Source organism: Paenibacillus endoradicis (genome assembly GCF_024721975.1).
In genome coordinates, this window is record NZ_JANQBB010000004.1 from 43,445 (window position 1) to 62,970 (window position 19,526).

Below are 19,526 nucleotides of genomic sequence, written 5' to 3' on the forward strand. Positions count from 1 at the left end.
GGCTTATGCCATTATGATCTCAGGACTAGAGATGATAATCGCATAAGCCTTATTTGTTAACCGATCAATATATTATCCTCTGGATAACCAAGACGAGATTGTTGTTTACGTTTTGCAAGTGCGTAAGCAAGTGTTAACGGTCCAAGTCGTCCAATGAACATCGTGAAGCAAATTATAATTTTACCAGGTGTCGAAAGATCTTTCGTTAGTCCCATGGATAAACCAGTCGTACTGAACGCCGATGTAGCTTCAAATAATACTTCTAAGAAATGATCTGCTAGCATGTCTTCGGTAATGGTCAGCACCAGTGCGATAAACAGTACACATGCCAGTGAACTCATAACGACTGCAAGAGCACGCAGAACAGTTTCTTGCGGTATTCTTCGTTTGAAGGCATGAATTTGCCCGCCACCTCTAAATGTTGTAATGGTAGCTAGTATAAGCACCACAACAGTATTGATTTTCACGCCACCACCTGTACCACCGGACGCAGCACCAATGAACATGTAAATAATAATTAGAAATTGTGACGCCGTAAGCATATGAGTGATCTCAAGCGTATTGAAACCTACACTTCGCGGCACTAGACTTTGAAATAACGATGCTTGGACTCGTTCGCCCCAGTTCAATGTACCGTATGTAGCAGGATTCATCGATTCAAGCAGAAAAAGAATCGAAAAGCCAATGATCGTAATAATGAGCGAAGACGAGAGAACTATTTTAGTGTGTAACGAAAACTTACGCCATTTACGCTTTTGAAATAGTTCAACAATAACGATATAACCTAATCCTCCAGCTACAAATAACGTAATAATGACAAAGTTGACAACGGGATCACCAACATAGGCGACTAGCCCTTCTGGCCAAAGTGCAAATCCTGCGTTGTTGAAAGCAGATACTGAGTGGAATAAAGCGTAGAAAAACGCTGTTTTCCAACCCATAGATGACTCCCAATGAAACGTCAGGATGAGCGTTGCAATCGACTCAAAAGCAAAAACAATAATAAATATGTAAATACTCAGCCGAACAAGTCCTTGTGAAGTGGATGATTGAGTCGTGTGTTGAATGAGGAGACGCTCTTTCAAACCAATACGTTTACCCATAATGATCGCAATAATAACGCTGATCGTCATGAATCCAAGTCCCCCGATTTGAATGAGCAACATAATGATACTTTGTCCAGCAATGGAGAAGTCAGAACCAGCATCAAGTACGCTTAGACCATTCACGCAAACAGCCGAAACAGCAGTAAAGAAGGCATTAATAAAACCAATAGAATGTCCGTTATGAGATGCAACAGGCATCATCAACAATAAAGTCCCAATAGTTATCAGTGCTAAAAATATGACAACAATAAATTGTGGTGGACTAAGTTGATAACGAAGTTTTCTTATTTTATTGGCAAGCTTACTCTGTTTGTTTTGAGATTTAGGATTAACGTTTTCGATCATAGTGCGTCTCCAACTGTCTGATTTGCTCCAAAGAACCAATAAGTAGTAAAGCATTACCAGTTTCTATGGTATCTTCTGCACTTGGGGCAACATTCATTTTTTTATCTGTTTTAATCGCAAGAATAGTACAGCCAAAGCGAGCTCGAATGTTAAGTTTTTGTAAGGACAATCCATACATAGCAGGTGGTGCAAGCATTTCGACAATATTATATTCATCTGAAAGCTCAATATAGTCAATGATGCTACTTGAACTAAGTTGATTAGCTAGTCTCATTGCCATATCTCGTTCTGGGTAAATGATTTTGTCGGCACCAATTTTGCGCAATACATTACCATGCATCTCATCGCGAGCTTTTGCGATAACGGTAGGTATTTTCATTTCTTTAAGTAATAAAGTAGTAAGGATACTTGATTGTAGATCATCACCGATAGCGACTACAGCATGGGTGAAATTACTAGCTCCTAATTCCTTCAACACAGCTTCATCTGTGCAGTCAGCTTGAATGGCATGTGTCGCATAAGGAGCGACATCTTGTACCAACTCAGCATCTCTATCTACCGCTAATACTTCGTGTCCATTAGCAACTAACGTACGGGTTAGGCTACTACCAAAGCGACCTAAACCTACGATAAGAAATTGTTTTTTCATAAACATATCACTTCCTAATTATTAGAACTAAGATGAATCATAGTCCATCTACTGAAGAAAATGCAATAAAATTCTAGCATAATTATTTTTATGAGAATTATTTAAGTTTGGTTTTTGATGGAGATGCGTAATTTGCCGAATGAAGACGATGATGTAGATAAATACTACTACATATAATTTATGATATAATGATGTTTAGAGCAACTTACAAACATTGATTCTACGTCTTGAGGTGAATGGTTTGAAAACAGGTATAAAACCGATACTATGGAGCTTATTAGCTCTTGCAATGGCATTGTTCATCGTAGTACCGGGTCTAAATGTACTAGCACTTTTGTTTAGCTTGGTTCCTTATACACTTCTTTATACACAAGTGGAAAGAAAGTCATTTGCTGTACATGTTATCGTAATTATGGTTGTTGGATGTATAATTATTGATCCATTTGTTTTTCTAAGTACAAGTTTATTAGCATTAATTCCAAGTATTTATATGGGTCATTTATATAAGAAGGGTACACCTTCTATAACGATCGTCCCCAAAATGACTGGTATTATGTTAGTACTCCTAATGTTGCAACTATTAATCATTGAAAATGTGGCCGGTATTTCCTTGTTAAGTGATTTACGTAAAACTTTGATCGAATTAATGAATAACGCTGCTGCGGATGCGTTATTGCCGATTGCTTGGAGCAATGAAGTCGCAGAAAGTTTTGTTAAAATATTTCTAGATATGATCCCGTTCATATTCCTACTTATGGCGTTCGGTATTGTAGTCTGCTCCCATTATGTTGCGCGTAAATTAGCAACAATGGAAGGTGTTGTTATTCCACCATTCCCAGCAGCTAAAGATTGGCGCTTACCACGATCCATATTATTTATCTACCTACTTGTCTATATCATGCAGATGATGGTAGATCCGTTGGATACTTCGTTTCTAACGGTAGCACTTGCAAATCTTGTGCCAGCGTTAAGTTTCTTATTCTCTATTCAAGCGGTTGGTTTTTTCTACTATCTCGCACATAATCGAAATTGGCCCAAAATCATTCCGGTTTTAATAGCAATTCCTATCCTCATAATACCGTTATTTAGTATTATTGGGATATTGGACGCGGCTTTTCCACTTAGAAAGTATTTTTCTAAGCAAACATAGGCACGGGAGCGATTATTAATATGCCAAATTTTTTAACGAAACGCTGGCACGGTCTTCATAGTATTATTTCCATCGTTATAATGCTGATATTAACAGTCATGCTAAGTATCTTTTCATGGATAGCAGGAGCAATTGGACTACTGTTATCCATAGGTATAGCTGTCTATTTGTATATTGCTGAACGCGCATTTCGCCGCGAATTCAAGTCATACATTCAGACTCTATCGTACCGCCTGAAGAAAGGCGGTACGGATGTTATTCAAGAATTGCCTTTTGGTATTATTATTTATAATGAAGACAACATTGTAGAGTGGCATAATCCTTATATTAATCAAATTTTACATGATGAATCGTTAGTTGGTGAATCATTAACGAAGTTATTTCCTTCCCTTTCGCAATTGAAAGATCGTGAAGGGAAAATTGAGGTTATGTTGCATCAACATATGTATCGGCTCACCTTCCGTGAGAAGGATCGGATTGTCTACGTCGTAGATATTACGGAAACATGGGCATTACATAAAAAGTATGATGAGGAACGACTATCTCTAGGTGTTGTTATGATTGATAATTTAGAAGAGGTAACCCAAGGACTTGATGATAATCAACGTGCAGTGCTGCTGTCTAAAGTGACTGGCGAAATTACAGATTGGGCACAGAAATATGAAGTGTATTTGAAACGATTAACATCAGATCGCTTTCTTCTTATTACTGATCAAAAGACACTACGTATACTTGAGCAAACACGGTTTGACATTCTTGATGATGTACGTGAAATGACAAGTGATCAGAAAATACCGATGACACTTAGTATCGGATTCGCTGCTGGTGCCGATCATATTCAGGAGTTAGGACAATGGTCACATCGAAGTCTAGATATCGCATTAGGTCGTGGTGGTGACCAAGTAACAGTTAAGTTTGGTACACGTCAGACATTCTACGGTGGAAAAACCAATGCAGTAGAGAAACGTACACGTGTAAGAGCGCGTGTCGTGGCGCATACACTGAGAGATCTTATTAAGGAAAGTTACAATGTTGTCATTATGGGACATCGTATACCTGATATGGATGCGATCGGTGCAGCAGTTGGAATATTGAAAGCTGCTCGGATGCTGGGCAAAGAATCATACATTGTACTAGAAGGTAATAATCCATCTATCGATCGTATGATGGAGCTTTTGCGTGAGGATGAGAAGATTGCGAAGCGCTTCATTACTCCTGAGCAGGCAATTAATCTAATGACGCCAGCAACTTTAGCCATTGTTGTAGATACGCATAAAGCATCTATGGTAGCTGAACCGAAGCTTCTGAGCATGACAGAGCGGTTAGCGGTTATCGACCATCATCGACGTAGTGAGGAGTTTTTAAGTCATGCTACATTGATGTACTTAGAGCCTTACGCATCGTCAACATGTGAATTGGTTACTGAACTGCTACAATATATACATGATCGCATCTCACTTGATGTGCGCGAAGCAACCTCATTATTAGCGGGTATTACGATTGATACGAAAAGCTTCTCGTTAAGAACAGGTGCTAGAACATTTGAAGCGGCATCTTTTCTACGTCGAAATGGCGCAGATTCATCGATGATTCAGCGTATGCTACAAGAAGATTTGAATGGGTATATTAACAAGTCTGATATTATTAAGCATGCAACGATCATCTATGAACATATTGCATTAGCTATTGTTGAAAAAGGTCAAGTAAAATCGCAGTTATTAATTGCTCAATCAGCAGATACTTTGCTGAATATGTCTAATATTTATGCTTCATTCGTTGTTTCTGAGCGACCTGATGGCTTAATAGCAGTAAGTGCCCGTTCATTTGGACAAATCAATGTGCAGGTTGTTATGGAGCTAATGGGTGGCGGTGGGCATCTAACCAATGCCGCAGCACAGCTAGAAGGAACAGTGGATGAAGTAGCAGCTAAATTGAAAGCAGTACTCAAACAAATTGAGGATGAAGAGGGGTTATTCGAATGAAAGTAATTTTTCTACAAGATGTTAAAGGTCAAGGTAAAAAAGGTGAAGTTAAAGAAGTATCTGAAGGGTATGTACGTAATTTCCTATTGCCTAAAAATTTAGTTAAGATTGCTTCAGCAGGCAATGTGAAAACTTTAGATATGCAACATGCTTCTGAATTGAAGCGTAAAGAGCAAGAGAAACAAGATGCTATTGCATTAGGTAAAAAAATCGAAGAACTAACAATTCAAGTAAAAGCTAAAGCTGGTGAAGGTGGCAAATTGTTCGGCGCGATTACAACGAAACAAATTGCTGACGCTATCGCAGCACTTGGCATCAAACTTGATAAACGTAAAATGGAGTTAGATGAGCCGATTCGTTCACTTGGCGTAACTCAAGTACCTGTTAAATTGCATCAAGATGTTAAGGCTACGATGAAAGTGCAAATCGTAGAAGAATAATTAGAGGATGCTCAAACTGTTCGCTTGTGATCACGATGTGTTGCGTTGTAGCGTATTCGGCGTCGAAAATGGCATTCATCGGAAGTTAAGTACAATCGCTTTCGAAGTATGTTTCTTGCAGAAACATTGTAAGTGCTCATATATCAACACCGTACATTGCGCGATTGGTTAAGTAGCTACATGCCATTATCTTGATGATGACAAACGACTTTTTTGAGCTTATATTGAAAGAATATACTAAAAATCTCGCTCGTGATAACGATGTGATGCGATAAGCGTATTCATTGTCGTAATGTATCGAGCTTTTTATTGGAATAAATAGCTTTAAGTGAGAATTCAAAAAGCCTGCTTTTTGAATTGCTTCTTAAAATGAAAGTTCAAAAAGCGGGCTTTCAGAACCGAGAAGATGGAGCTAATTTTCGGAAGGAGGAAACTCCAGTGTACGTAGTTGGTACACGAGTACCGGACTTCCCAAATTCGCTTCATATTCGATTTCGAATAAGCTACGGTAGCTTACTCATCGTTATCAAAGTCCGCTTTTTGAACTACCTTATAGAAGAAAGGAAATGGGCAGATGAACTCAGAACCATTATTTGACCGTGTGCCTCCGCAAAATATGGAGGCGGAACAGGCTGTTATTGGAGCGGCACTGTTACAAGCAGAAGCTTTAATAACCGCGCTGGAACGCGTAAAGAGTGAAGATTTCTATAGTAGCGCCCATCAACTCATCTTTGAAGCTATGATTGATCTTGGCGAGAACAGTCAACCGATTGACCTCGTGACGTTAACAGCACAATTGCAGGACAAAGGTATGTTAGAAGAAGTAGGCGGCGTAAGTTATCTTGCTAAGCTTGCAAATTCAGTACCTACAGCTGCAAACGTAGAATATTATGCACAAATCGTTGAAGAAAAGTCGATGTTACGTCGCCTAATTCGTACAGCAACTAACATCGTCTCCGATGGTTATGCGAATGCGGAAGACATAACAAGTTTGCTTAGTGATGCCGAGAAAAAGATTCTTGAAATTTCGAATCGTCGCTCAAGTAGCGGATTTATTTCTATTCGCGATGTGTTGATGGAAGTTTTTGAGAAGGTAGAATTCCTTTACGCTAACCGTGGAGGAACATCTGGTATACCATCTGGCTTCGTTGATCTTGATCGGATGACAGCAGGATTCCAACGCAGTGACTTAATTATCGTAGCAGCACGTCCTTCCGTTGGTAAAACAGCGTTTGCCTTAAATATAGCGCAAAACGTTGGTGTGCGGGCCAAAGAGACCGTTGCTATATTTAGTCTGGAGATGTCAGCAGCACAGCTTGTCCAACGTATGATATGTGCGGAAGCGAATGTTGATGCAACCCGAATGCGTACCGGTAATCTGGAAACGGATGATTGGGAGAAGCTTACGATGGCGATCGGGGCATTATCTGAAGCGGAAATTTTTATCGATGATACTCCTGGTATTACAGTTGCGGAAATTCGCGCCAAATGCCGTCGTCTGAAAAAGGAAAAGGGTTTAGGTATGATTTTAATTGACTATTTGCAATTAATTTCAGGTCGCGGAAAAGCTGGAGAAAACCGTCAACAGGAAGTATCTGAAATTTCGCGTACGTTGAAGCAAATTGCACGTGAACTTGAAGTGCCTGTTATTGCACTATCGCAGCTTAGTCGTGGCGTTGAACAACGTCAAGATAAACGTCCAATGATGTCAGATCTTCGTGAATCGGGTTCTATTGAGCAAGATGCGGATATCGTTTCCTTCTTATATCGTGATGATTACTACGATAAAGAGTCAGAGAAGAAAAATATTATCGAAATTATAATAGCCAAACAACGTAACGGACCCGTTGGTACAGTTGAACTCGTATTCCTCAAAAACTTTAATAAATTCGTGAACTTAGATCGAAATCATCAAGATCCATCACAAGCTTCTTAATATCCGAACGATTATATGTACAACCATATAATCGTTCGTTTTTTGTTTGACTTTTGATAGTTGAATTGGTAAAATATTAATGCTGTCCTTTGACGGTATCTTTTGATGTGACAAAAATTATCGATGTGGAAACATCGAGTGGAGGTATGGCTATGTCAACAGTAGTTGTTGTTGGTACGCAATGGGGAGATGAAGGGAAAGGTAAAATTACCGATTTTCTTGCGGAAGGTGCGGACGTAGTAGCGCGTTACCAAGGTGGTAACAATGCTGGCCACACGATCCTTATTGATAATAAAAAATATAAGCTAACAATGATACCATCTGGTATCTTTAATGCCAATAAAACATGTGTAATCGGTAACGGTATGGTAATTAATCCTGAAGCATTAATTACTGAAATTAATTATATTCATGACAATGGTTTCTCTACAGAAAATCTTGTTATTAGTGATCGTGCACATGTCATTATGCCTTATCATCTTATTCTTGATGGTCTTGAAGAAGATCGTAAAGGTGATAATAAAATTGGTACGACTCGTAAAGGAATCGGCCCTTGTTATATGGATAAAGCTTCACGTAGCGGTATTCGTATTGCTGATCTTATGGATGCAGAAGAATTCTCTGCTCGTGTACGTGCGATCGTAATTGAGAAAAACCAAGTGATTGAGCAAGTATATGGTTCTACAAAAGTTGACGCTGAACAAATTATTAAAGAGTATCTTGAATATGCAGAAGTACTTCGTCCATATGTGACAGATACATCTGTTATCTTAAATGACGCAATTGATGCAGATCAAAAAGTGCTATTTGAAGGTGCTCAAGGCGTTATGCTTGATATCGACCAAGGAACATATCCGTATGTTACTTCTTCAAATCCATCAGCTGGTGGTGTTTGTATCGGTTCTGGCGTAGGCCCATCACGTATTCAACAAGTTATTGGTGTTGCAAAAGCATACACTACTCGTGTTGGTGACGGTCCTTTCCCTACAGAGCAAGATAATGAAATCGGTCAATTGATCCGCGATACAGGTCATGAGTACGGAACGGTTACTGGTCGTCCTCGTCGTGTAGGTTGGTTCGATACTGTTGTAATTCGTCATGCACGTCGTGTAAGTGGTATTACAGGTCTTTCTCTTAACTCATTAGACGTCCTTTCTGGTCTTAATACGGTTAAGATTTGTACGGGTTACAAATACCGTGGAGAAATCATTCACCACTACCCTGCAAGCTTGAAAGCAGTTAGTGAATGTGAAGCGGTATATGAAGAACTACCAGGTTGGTCAGAAGACATTACTAATGTTAAACGTCTTGAAGATCTTCCAGCTAACACATTAGCTTATGTTAACCGTGTTGCAGAACTAACAGGAATTCCAATTGCGATCTTCTCAGTGGGTCGTAATCGTGAGCAGACGAATCAGGTACTCCCTATCTACTAAGAGTGATCCGCTTGTGATCACGATGATTGTGCTAAAGTAGCTCGTTCGGCTGCGAATATGCCATTCATCGTTCGCTCCAGTGCTCATGTACCAACAACGTACATTCCGCGCTTCGCTTCTCTAGCTTCATGTCATCTTCTTGGTGCTGACAATCGAATCTTCGCGGATGTCCTCTTTGTAAGTATGCCAGGATGGATGTGCTTGAATGTTCGGGGAAGAACTTATGATCACTTCGTGATGCTCATAAGTGAATGCTCGACTACTTGAATTCTTCTCGTGAAACCTATGCTACTTGTGATCACGTTGTGATACTCACAAGTTCAATGATAAGATTACAGATTAAGGACTCAATTATTAGCGATTCTCGCTTATAATTGAGTCTTTTTTGTTACTTGTTAAGTTTAGTGCATACGAAGTCTCATATCGACAACGACACGCAGCAGCGAAAGAGAACTAATCGCTAGTGGAAAAGCGATAGCGGTCGTTTTTGTCCTCGGATTTATAACTCTATTGTTTATTACGATAAATCGGAGGACAACGGCGATTGTAACAGCGATTAGTTCTCGAAGCGCAACCCGCAGCTCCTCGATTTTCATGAACTATATAAGTGATATTTTATGCAAATTTAGGAAATAAGTAATATCTATGAGAATGAGTCCTACCCTTTCTGTCCATAATGATAGAGACTATGAAATGTGGTAGGAGTGAATGATATGATATTGAAGGTTTTAATGTGGGCGGGTAAAGCAATTGCAATGGTTTTAATTGTTTGTATGCTATCAATATGGACGACAGGGTATATTATAACTAGTTATGTAGAATCTATTTTGAAGCAATACGAGATTCCAATAGAAATTCCGCCGATGGCAATGTCCGGAGTTTGGGGCGTGCTGTGGGGAAGTGAAGTAGATACATTAAGCAAAGACAAAGAAGTCGTAGTAGACACTCCTAGCACCACAGAGCAACCAGAGACAGATGAGGGACAAATACCGAGTGATCTCAACACTGAACCAGAGGATGATGCTCAAGAGGTATTAGCTCCTATTGAAGTTGACGATACGGAAGTAGCGATGACTCCAGAGGAGGTTAAAGCTGCAAAAGATACTGTTTCAGTGAAAGATAAAGATAGAATGCTAGAGCTGTTAATGACGAAATTACCCGCAGATTCTTGGCAAACTTTCTCAACTTACCTAGAAGATGGATTGACTGATCAAGAGTTATTAGACATCCAACAAATTATGGCGCAACACCTAGATGACGCGGAATATGAAGAGTTAATGATAATTCTTAAGAAATATTAATGTGCCTAAAAACCCCCAAAGGTTGCTCGAATTGTTAACCATATGTTAAAGTTAGAGGCGGATGATCCTTCAGGAGCATTTGTCTTTTTTTCTGTGAGGATACTTTAATAATAGCAAAAGTGCTAAAAGGAGAATATCATGGCCGGATTCGGGGACATGAGTCGTATGAAAGAATCAGTTACGAAATTAGTAGACAAGCTAGTTAGTAAGATTCGACCAGTAGACTCTAAAGCAGTAAACGCTGAACCAGATGTACAGACCGATGCAGTGATACCAACACCACCACTTTGGCGTAAAAAAACCACCCTTCTTATAGGTGGTGCCATCATACTACTAACAGCTGCGGGCGTTATAGGCGTTCAAAAATATAATGAGTACAGAATTAATAATACGTTTGAAATTTTTCATGTTTACCAAAATGGAACAATAATCGGTTCAGTAGATTCTAAAGATTTAGTAGAAAAGCTAATAGGTGATGAAAAACTAGAATTAGCCAACAATAATCCCGGTATTAATATGGTGCTAGACACAGGCGAACTTACATATGAAAGTGAAACAGCTTTTAAACTGTATGCAGAAACTGATGCAACATTAAGTGCACTTGAAAAATCATTTACATCACACGCTGTCGGAGTAGCTGTCGTTGTTGACGGCAAGACATTAGGTATCGTCAAAGATGAAGCAGCAGCAGTTAATATTTTAAGTAGATTACAAAGTGAATATGCACCTGCATTAGCTAGTGCAGATTCGAATACGAGAACGATTGAATCTTTATCTTTTAATGCGAATGAAACAACAACAGAACAACAAGAGAAAGTAAATTCTGATGAACCTTCTACGGTAGTTACAGAAATCGGCTTTGTTGAAGCTGTTGATGTTGAGAATGTAAATATAGATCCAACCGAAATTTTAGATGAAGATGCTTTATATGCTACTATTGTTGATGGCAGTACGAAGCCAACGAAATATGTTGTGCAAAAGGGCGATTGCGTAGGTTGTATTGCTTTTAAATTTGGTATTTCAGAACAAGTAATCTATGAGAATAATCCTTCTATTGTCGGTGACAAAATCACTGCAGGTGATGAGTTAGACTTAACAGTGCGTATGCCTGAAATTACAGTAAAATCTACTGAGCAAACGGTAGAGATTGAAGAAATTGCTATTCCAATCGAATATGTTAAAAATGATGAAATTCGTGAAGGCGAAACGAAAACGATTCAAACGGGATCAGCAGGTTCGCAAAAGTTAACGTATAGCATTTACAAAGAGAATGGATACATTCTTACAGAAGAATTAATATCTAAGGAAGTTATCGTTGAAGCCGTTCCTACCATTATTGAAAAAGGAACGATGGTTATTGCAGGTATCGGTTCTGGTCAATTCTCATATCCAGTAACCAATCACCGTCTTTCTAGTAAATACGGTTCACGATGGGGAAGAACCCATAAAGGAATCGACATCACTGGCGATAAGAATATCAAAGCAGCAGATGCCGGTGTAGTTGAGTTTGTTGGAACGAAAAATGGTTATGGTAATACTATTATTATTGACCATCAGAACGGATACAAAACATTGTACGGACATCTTAAATCTATTGGCGTAAGCAAAGGAGATAAGTTGAGTCAGGGTGACACAATCGGTGTTATGGGTAATACTGGTCGCTCGACAGGCGTACATCTTCACTTCGAAATTTTGAAAAATGGTAGCAACGTTAATCCACTAAGCTATTTATAATTTCATATATACTAAAGGGCGAGTACAAAAGTATTAATACTTTTATACTCGCCCTTTTCTTATGTTCATAAAGTCACAAAAATTATTATGCAGCGGTGTTGCAATCATTGGGTACAAGAGGTAAGGCTATGGTAAAATAGTATTTATATGATGGATAAATGAGGCGGTGATTGCGCATGTACGGAAAAATATTAGTAGTAGACGATGAGCAGCCGATAGCAGATATTTTGAAATTTAGTTTAGAAAAAGAAGGATATGAAGTGATTTGCGCTTTCGATGGTGAAGAAGCTATTCGACTTGCTTTTGAAGAGCAACCAGATCTTATGCTACTTGATCTTATGCTACCCATTAAAGATGGGATGGATGTCTGTCGTGAAGTAAGAGCAAAACTGCATATGCCGATTATTATGCTAACCGCAAAAGATACGGAAATTGATAAAGTTTTAGGATTAGAGTTAGGTGCAGATGATTACGTTACTAAGCCTTTTAGTACTCGTGAATTACTTGCACGGGTTAAAGCACATTTGCGAAGACAGAAGAAGTCAACGTTGCTAGCACAGGAGTTACTAGCTGAAGACGGTAATGATCACGATAACTTTGAGCAACAAGGGTTTAGTCTGTTTAATTTATTTATCGATACAGATATGTATGCACTATATAAAGATGGAGAGCCGATTGAGCTAACACATCGTGAATTTGAACTTGTTCATTATTTGGCAAAACATTGTGGAAAAGTAATGACCCGAGAACATTTACTGCAGGCAGTATGGGGATTTGAATATTTCGGAGATGTACGGACAGTTGATGTTACTATTCGTCGTTTGCGTGAAAAAATCGAAAATGATCCAAGTCGCCCAGAATATATTTTGACTCGTCGTGGACTTGGGTATATGATGCGCAATCCGAAATTCGGGAGTATATAATGAAACTGAAACAATATTTTCAAACGATTCAAGTAAAGCTCGTTATTATTTATTTATTGCTTATTCTCGTAGCGATGCAACTAATTGGTGTGTACTTTATAAGTGCGGTAAAAGCATCGCTAGTGAATAACTTTACCAATAATTTGAAAGAGCAAGCCGATATTCTTGCAAAGTTTGCTGCACCGAGTCTTTCGCCGACTATCGATAGTGATACAGATCCTTCGGATAATACATCGGAAGATTTGAACCTTGTTGTACGTAATTTGTTCAGTATTAGTGGGGCAGAAGTACAAGTGCTTGATGCGAATGGTAAAATCGTCGCAACTTCTTTGCAACTTCATCAATCGTACATCGGTCAGAAAAACAAGTCATTAGCGGTAAGTCGTGCGCTGCAAAATATATCTGATAACGAAGAAGAATATATCGAGGAAGATGGTTCGCGTAAGAAGATGATCGCGGTGCCTGTTACTCATAATGATAAAATTGTCGGAGCTGTGCATATTGTTGCTTCGATGACAGAAGTATATGACACGATGAATCGTGTGAACCAAATATTTTTCTCAGGTACAATTATTGCGCTCGGATTGACGGGTGTGCTTGGTGTTGTGCTCGCTCATACAATTACACATCCAATACAAGGCCTAACGCGTCAAGCTGAACTAGTAGCTGAAGGACATTTCGATATGAAAGCTCCAGTGCTAGGTAATGACGAGATTGGTCGCCTCAGTATGGCATTCAATGAGATGACCATTCGATTAAAGGAAGCACTATCAGCCAATGAGGAAGAGAACGAGAAGCTAATCTCCGTTCTTTCTAATATGAGTGATGGTGTATTAGCTGTTGATGAGAACAATCAAGTTATCGTCTGGAATAAACGTGCCCTGGAATTACTAGAACTCGGCACATTACAGGATAAAGTAATGCCAGAAGTGTTAGAGTTGAGCAAGGAACAAGTGGAATTTTTACAACAAGGACGTACGCAAATTTTTATCATTAGACGTGATAGTCCGGACTATGATACCTCTTCAGAAGAAGATAGTATTCTGAAAGTCACATTATCTCCGATTCATCGACGTGATCGCGGCATTACTGGCGCGATTGCTGTAATACAAGATGTTACTGATCAAGAAAAACTTGAAATATCACGTCGTCAATTTGTAGCTAACGTATCTCATGAATTACGGACACCACTGACCACAATTAAAAGTTACGCCGAGGCGTTGAATGATGGTGCATTAGAGGAACGCGAGTTATCGGAACGTTTTGTTGGTGTTATTAGTAATGAGACAGAACGTATGATACGTCTTGTTAGCGATCTATTGCACTTATCAAGGCTGGATTCCAATCAAGCGCCACTTCGTCGTCAACAGACCAATATTCAAGAAATGCTAGATGAAGTAGCAGATCGGTTCTCATTCCAGTTGCGCCAGAAACGAATTACAGCAACCGTTAAAGTAGGGAAAGGGATTCGGAATCTATGGCTTGATCGAGATCAAATCGACCAAGTATTAGATAATCTAGTGTCCAATGCGGTAAAATATACGTTAGATGGTGGAAAAATCACATTAGCCGCTATGAAATCTAGAGAGCATGCCTATATCGATATTAGTGTTCAAGATTCAGGTATCGGAATTCCTGCGAAAGATCTATCGAAAATATTTGATCGTTTTTATCGTGTGGATAAAGCGAGATCTCGTAATATGGGTGGAACAGGGTTAGGATTATCTATTGCCCGGGAAATCGTTAAGCAGCATGGAGGCAAAATCGCGCTCGAATCTGAATTAAATGTAGGCTCTAAAGTTACATTTAGTTTGCCCTTGCTACAGGAAGGAGGGAAATCGAAATGATGGAGCGTATAAAGACAGGTTTATTAGTCTTTCTCGTAATACTAAGCTTGCTACAGACATATTTTCTAGCTTATCGGATGCCATGGCTTGGTACGACAACAAGAAGTGATCAAGATTATGTAAATACGGAGTTAATCGGTAAGGCGAGTAATGTAGAGAGTGTTATCTATCCAGAGGAATTAATTCTCCATCTTGGTGAGGACAAGCATACTATCGTATATCCTAATACACAATTCTATGATCTTATCGTCCGTCAACGTCTTGCGAACCGTGAATTAAAGGATCTTCAAGTAGTAGCCAATACTACAGTGGATTGGACACAGTTGAAACGAGACCAGCAAGGGATAGAACTATCATTTCGCAATGGAATTTCCTTCGAACTATTGAAGAAACTGTTGAAGATTGAGATAGATAGCACTCAAGATGTAACGCAAATCGATCGCGTCTATATTTATGCTATTGCTGAATCTGAAGAAGTACATGCCTTCTTCTTCGAGAAAAATGGAACAACGGTGTACGAAGCAGTGCGAGTTGATCTAACGGTGAAAGATATTCAAGATTATGTAGGTTTCGGAGAGTATTTGCCTTCTTACGAGTATATTAGTAAAAACCTATATGTTCCAGTTGAGCCTATTCAGGCAACAGAATATAGTTTTACTTATGATGTCATTACGCCAGAGCAAATGCAACGCAGTTTGTTCTTTGATTCTAGTACGACTAGAGCGATTGTGAATCGATCAGGCTCGCAAATATATACTGATGGAAAACGTGGTCTAAAGGTTGAGCAGAATGGATTATGGATAAATTATTCGAATTCAACGGCATCACAGACCAATACAGCACCAGCGAGTGAAAATGTATATGTGGCAGTGGATTTCGTTAACCAGCACGGTGGATGGGATTCTAGCTATCAATTGGCCAATGTACCCGAGATCGATGAGAAATATGTTCGATTCCGCAAATATATTGAGCAGTATCCGGTAATTGATATTAATCCATTCAATTATGGTTATATTCAATTAGGATTACAGCAAGGTGTTGTCGTTGAATATGAACGTACACTTATATCATTGCCGAGCATGGCAGATACCAAGACGATTCGTTGGTTATACGGAGGTACACAGCTTAAAGGGCAGCTTGAATTGTATAGTAACAAAGAAGATGTTGTTGCGATTTATCCTGCGCTAACGGCAGTTCCACAAGCTGATAATGTTATTAAATTCATTCCTGTGTGGGCAGTGCAATTGCATGATGGAACAGAAGCGGTATTAATGGAAGCTATGCTGTTGGGCATTGATCCGAGCATTCTGGATAAAACGAAGAAATAAATGGTCGGGGAGTCACAAAAAGTTTGGTTTATGCTTACGAAGTAACTTTTCTTTTGCATGAAGTTACTCACGAAGTTAACAAAAAGTTTTAGGAGGTGAACATTCGTGGACTGGAGTAGGGCAAAGAGTGCGTTGATCTTCTCTTTTCTGTTACTTAATCTATTACTCGGTTATCAGCTATGGAGTGAAGTGCGTACGGAAGTGAATGCTAATGCGAATACGGCTGAATTGCCTGCGGATAAGCTTCAGCTAATGCAACAGAAGAAAATTACACTGTCGACTAATCTACCTTCGGAAACGCCGCGAATGGGTGACCTCACTTATCTATTGCAGTCTGATAGTATGGAGAATCGCAAGGCGGCACTTATTATTCCTCCGGTAGATAGTTCAGTAGTGTTCACCAGTAAACAGTTAACTCGTTCACTAGGCGATCTTATTGCTGATCTGGACGAATATTCATATGATGTGCATAGTAGTCGTGATGGAGTATTCGTCTTACAGCGGATGGTCGATGGACGTCCGATGTTCCAGACAAAGCTAGAGTTATACAATAGCAATTTGAAGATTACGGCGTTCCTGCAGGATCGAGTGGAAATTACCGGTACAGGTGAAGCACAGCAAGTATTATCCGCTTCAAAAATTGTATCTAGCTTAATAGAATCGTATCTTGAGAACGGTTCGGTTATCGTAGATATCCAGTTAGGATATTATGGACAAATATTTGACTCAGAAGTTCAGGTTGCAACACCAGCGTGGCGTGTTATGCTAGATGATAGTAAAGTTTATTATGTTGATGCCATTAGCGGAGAGGTATTAACTGACAATACGGAGGACAAGCTATAAAGGCTCCTGTCAGCCAGGAGAAGGGATATGAACTAAGTACAATGGGATTACGATTTACAGTACTAGCGAGCGGATCTACAGGAAACGCGACAATTATAGAAGGCAATGACAAAACGGTTATGATTGATGCCGGATTAAGCGCCAAAAAACTCGATGAGCTAATGAAACAACAAGGGATTAGCGGTCAATCAATTGATGCACTGCTTGTTACCCATGAGCATTCTGATCATATTAAAGGTTTAGGCGCATTTGCTAGAAAGTATAATCTACCGATTTATGCAAACCTTGCGACATGGGGAGCATTAGAGCGCCATGTTGGCAATATTAGTCCTGAGAAACGTAATGTGTTCGAAAGTGGAGAGAGCTTAAAGTTTGGTTCTATGGATGTGTATACGTACAATATTTCTCATGATGCGGCCGAGCCAGTAGGCTACACATTTGAACAAGATGGACAACGATTAGGTGTCGCTACTGACCTTGGCTATGTAAGTGAGAAGGTAAAACAACAAATTATTGACTGTGATTGTCTTGTATTAGAATCTAACCATGATACGGAATTACTACGAGTAGGACGTTATCCTTGGAATATTAAGCGCCGTATATTAAGCGATGTTGGTCATTTATCCAATGTTGCTGCAGGAGAAGCTTTAATAGAACTTATGACGGATCGTACAAAACGTGTATATTTGGCGCATCTAAGTCAAGATCATAATCAGATGGACCTAGCAATGTTAACCGTTAATTCTATATTCGAGAGTAATGGAATATTTTATAAGCGGGAGGAGTTTCCGCTAAGACCTACCTTTGCTGATCGACCGACACCTTGGGATGGGCTAGGTTTGCAATAAGTTGTTCAAGTGTGCGATCAATACGATTCATTGTTCGTTGCAGCTCAGCATCGTTAACCAATCCTTTAGAAGTTAGAATGGCAATTAATGCATTCAACGTAAGCAGGGTATGGTAGTGTTCTTGCTTCAAATCAGCTAATTGAGCAGCTAACTGAACATGTTCTAGTGAATAAGAAGTAGGCATGTTATAAGCCCCCTATCGGAATTTTATTATAAATAAGATGTACTTGGATAAGTAGTCTATTATTAGTGTAGTCTAATCTCGTAAAAACATTCCTATTTAATGGAAAATATAGGTATGATATAGAATAGTGGAGAGGGGCGATTATAGTATGAGCTTGTTTGATGATGATTTTTACTCATCTAAAGTTTCACGTAAAGCGTTACGGAAGCATTTTGGAGTAGGGAAGCAGTCACGCAGGAAAGGGTCTTTCTTGAGTGATTGGAACGTAGGTAAGCTATCGACACTGCAAGTTGCATTAATCTCATCATTTACAAGCGCTATAGTCGTTTGCTTACTATTCGGAATTATATTTGGCTTTGGTAATGGTTCGCCATCAGATCATGCATTAGTGGGTCTTGATCCATCACAACGTGCTGTTCAAGCATCAGATAAAGTACGACCAGCCGTTGTAAGTATTATTAATGAGCAGAAGTTTACACTGGGACTAGATAGTAAAGTGGTTGATCCTGAAAGTGATGAAGGTAGTGTGTACAAAGAAGCGGGAGTAGGATCTGGCGTTATCATTAAGAAGGATGATGGTTACGCTTATATCATTACCAATTTCCATGTTGTTGCCACTGCAGCACGCGTGCAAGCAGTATTAACGACAGGTGAGAAACGGCAGGCAGAAGTTGTCGGATTAGATCAGATTACAGATCTTGCCGTCTTGAAAATAGATGCAAAAGGTATTGATAATGTAGCTGAGATAGGAGATTCTTCATCTTTGCGGGCAGCGGAGTTTGTGCTAGCTATCGGGAATCCACTAGGTATGGGTGAATCAATTACGCTTGGTGTTGTTAGTGTAACGAATGAGACGATCGCAGTGTCGCTTAATCAGAATGGCGATTTGGATTGGGAACAAGAAGTTATCCGCGTTGATGCGGCGATTAATCAAGGAAATAGTGGTGGACCGCTTATTGACCTGAGTGGTCGAGTGATTGGTATTAATAGTATGAAAATATCGAATTTTGGCGTTGAAAGTATTGGATATGCGATTCCGATTAATAACGTTATGCCAATCATTGATGAACTTATAGCAACAGGATATGTGTCTAGACCTTATCTGGGTGTACGTATGCAGGATATGCAACAGTATTGGGCGCAGCAGGAGTTAGATAAAGAAGCGGATAAGGATGAGGAAGGCACTGGTGGTGAGTCACAGCTTAATTTGCCACGTGGTGTGTATGAAGGTGTCCTCATAGTAGAAGCATTAGGACCTGCACTTAAAGCCGAGTTACAACTCAACGATGTTATTGTGCAGTTAGACGATACAAAAGTGAATAGTATACGTAAGCTTCGTAAATACTTATACGAGCATAAGCAAGTTGGAGATGAGATTGTCGTCCATTACTATCGTGGCAAAGATCTGCTACAGACGACTGTTATACTTGGTGAAAATAAGCCTGAATAAGCAGGAATACTGATGAAACATATA

Annotated in this window: 16 protein-coding genes; 13 read left to right on the forward strand and 3 right to left on the reverse strand. The window is 39.4% G+C overall.

The genetic code is table 11. The features are described 5' to 3' along the window. Window positions 1-56: 56 nt before the first annotated feature. Together NV377_RS14325 and NV377_RS14330 are read right to left on the reverse strand one after the other, a co-directional pair. Window positions 57-1,451, reverse strand: coding sequence for a TrkH family potassium uptake protein (locus NV377_RS14325; protein WP_258201469.1), 1,395 nt, complete (start codon window positions 1,449-1,451; stop codon window positions 57-59). Next, a complete protein-coding gene (locus NV377_RS14330) occupies window positions 1,435-2,100 on the reverse strand; it encodes a potassium channel family protein (protein WP_258201470.1) in 666 nt (221 codons plus the stop codon). The genes NV377_RS14325 and NV377_RS14330 overlap by 17 nt, the downstream gene beginning before the upstream one ends. Before the next feature lie 241 nt (window positions 2,101-2,341). On the opposite strand from NV377_RS14330, the gene NV377_RS14335 reads away from it, so the two are divergent. The 12 genes from NV377_RS14335 (at window position 2,342) to NV377_RS14390 (ending at window position 17,868) form a co-directional block, all read left to right on the forward strand. Next, entirely contained in the window at window positions 2,342-3,250 is a 909-nt protein-coding gene (locus NV377_RS14335) for a DUF2232 domain-containing protein (protein ID WP_258201471.1), read from the forward strand. 20 nt (window positions 3,251-3,270) lie between these two features. Continuing rightward, window positions 3,271-5,232, forward strand: a complete 1,962-nt coding sequence (locus tag NV377_RS14340; protein ID WP_258201472.1) for a DHH family phosphoesterase — start codon at window positions 3,271-3,273, stop codon at window positions 5,230-5,232. Continuing rightward, complete coding sequence (gene rplI / locus NV377_RS14345) at window positions 5,229-5,672, forward strand: 50S ribosomal protein L9 (RefSeq protein ID WP_258201473.1); 444 nt, start codon at window positions 5,229-5,231, stop codon at window positions 5,670-5,672. The genes NV377_RS14340 and rplI overlap by 4 nt, the downstream gene beginning before the upstream one ends. 574 nt (window positions 5,673-6,246) lie before the next feature. Next, window positions 6,247-7,608, forward strand: a complete 1,362-nt coding sequence (gene dnaB / locus NV377_RS14350) for a replicative DNA helicase (protein ID WP_258201474.1) — start codon at window positions 6,247-6,249, stop codon at window positions 7,606-7,608. Between the two features lie 152 nt (window positions 7,609-7,760). Then, entirely contained in the window at window positions 7,761-9,044 is a 1,284-nt protein-coding gene (locus NV377_RS14355) for an adenylosuccinate synthase (RefSeq protein ID WP_258201475.1), read from the forward strand. 713 nt (window positions 9,045-9,757) lie between these two features. Continuing rightward, window positions 9,758-10,345 carry a hypothetical protein gene (locus NV377_RS14360; RefSeq protein WP_258201476.1) on the forward strand — a complete coding sequence of 196 codons (588 nt, stop codon included), beginning with the start codon at window positions 9,758-9,760 and terminating at the stop codon, window positions 10,343-10,345. 138 nt (window positions 10,346-10,483) lie between these two features. Beyond that, window positions 10,484-12,079, forward strand: coding sequence for a M23 family metallopeptidase (locus tag NV377_RS14365; protein ID WP_258201477.1), 1,596 nt, complete (start codon window positions 10,484-10,486; stop codon window positions 12,077-12,079). 176 nt (window positions 12,080-12,255) lie between these two features. Beyond that, a complete protein-coding gene (gene yycF / locus NV377_RS14370) occupies window positions 12,256-13,002 on the forward strand; it encodes a response regulator YycF (protein WP_258201478.1) in 747 nt (248 codons plus the stop codon). Beyond that, a complete protein-coding gene (walK, locus tag NV377_RS14375) occupies window positions 13,002-14,849 on the forward strand; it encodes a cell wall metabolism sensor histidine kinase WalK (RefSeq protein WP_258201479.1) in 1,848 nt (615 codons plus the stop codon). The genes yycF and walK overlap by 1 nt, the downstream gene beginning before the upstream one ends. Continuing rightward, entirely contained in the window at window positions 14,846-16,177 is a 1,332-nt protein-coding gene (locus tag NV377_RS14380; protein WP_258201480.1) for a YycH family regulatory protein, read from the forward strand. The genes walK and NV377_RS14380 overlap by 4 nt, the downstream gene beginning before the upstream one ends. Window positions 16,178-16,282: 105 nt before the next feature. Next, entirely contained in the window at window positions 16,283-17,020 is a 738-nt protein-coding gene (yycI, locus tag NV377_RS14385; RefSeq protein ID WP_258201481.1) for a two-component system regulatory protein YycI, read from the forward strand. Between the two features lie 41 nt (window positions 17,021-17,061). Beyond that, window positions 17,062-17,868: an MBL fold metallo-hydrolase gene (locus NV377_RS14390; RefSeq protein WP_258201482.1), complete on the forward strand. Its 807-nt coding sequence runs from the start codon at window positions 17,062-17,064 to the stop codon at window positions 17,866-17,868. Here the strand turns inward: NV377_RS14390 and NV377_RS14395 are convergent. Then, on the reverse strand, window positions 17,819-18,052 hold the full coding sequence (locus tag NV377_RS14395) for a hypothetical protein (protein WP_258201483.1): 234 nt from the start codon (window positions 18,050-18,052) through the stop codon (window positions 17,819-17,821). The two genes, NV377_RS14390 and NV377_RS14395, sit on opposite strands and share 50 nt — an antisense overlap. Window positions 18,053-18,200: 148 nt before the next feature. Here NV377_RS14395 and NV377_RS14400 point away from each other — a divergent pair, with 148 nt between their 5' ends. Further along, the gene (locus tag NV377_RS14400; protein WP_258201484.1) at window positions 18,201-19,502 is read left to right on the forward strand and encodes a S1C family serine protease; all 1,302 of its coding nucleotides are present in this window, start codon (window positions 18,201-18,203) and stop codon (window positions 19,500-19,502) included. The last annotated feature ends 24 nt before the right edge of the window (window positions 19,503-19,526 follow it).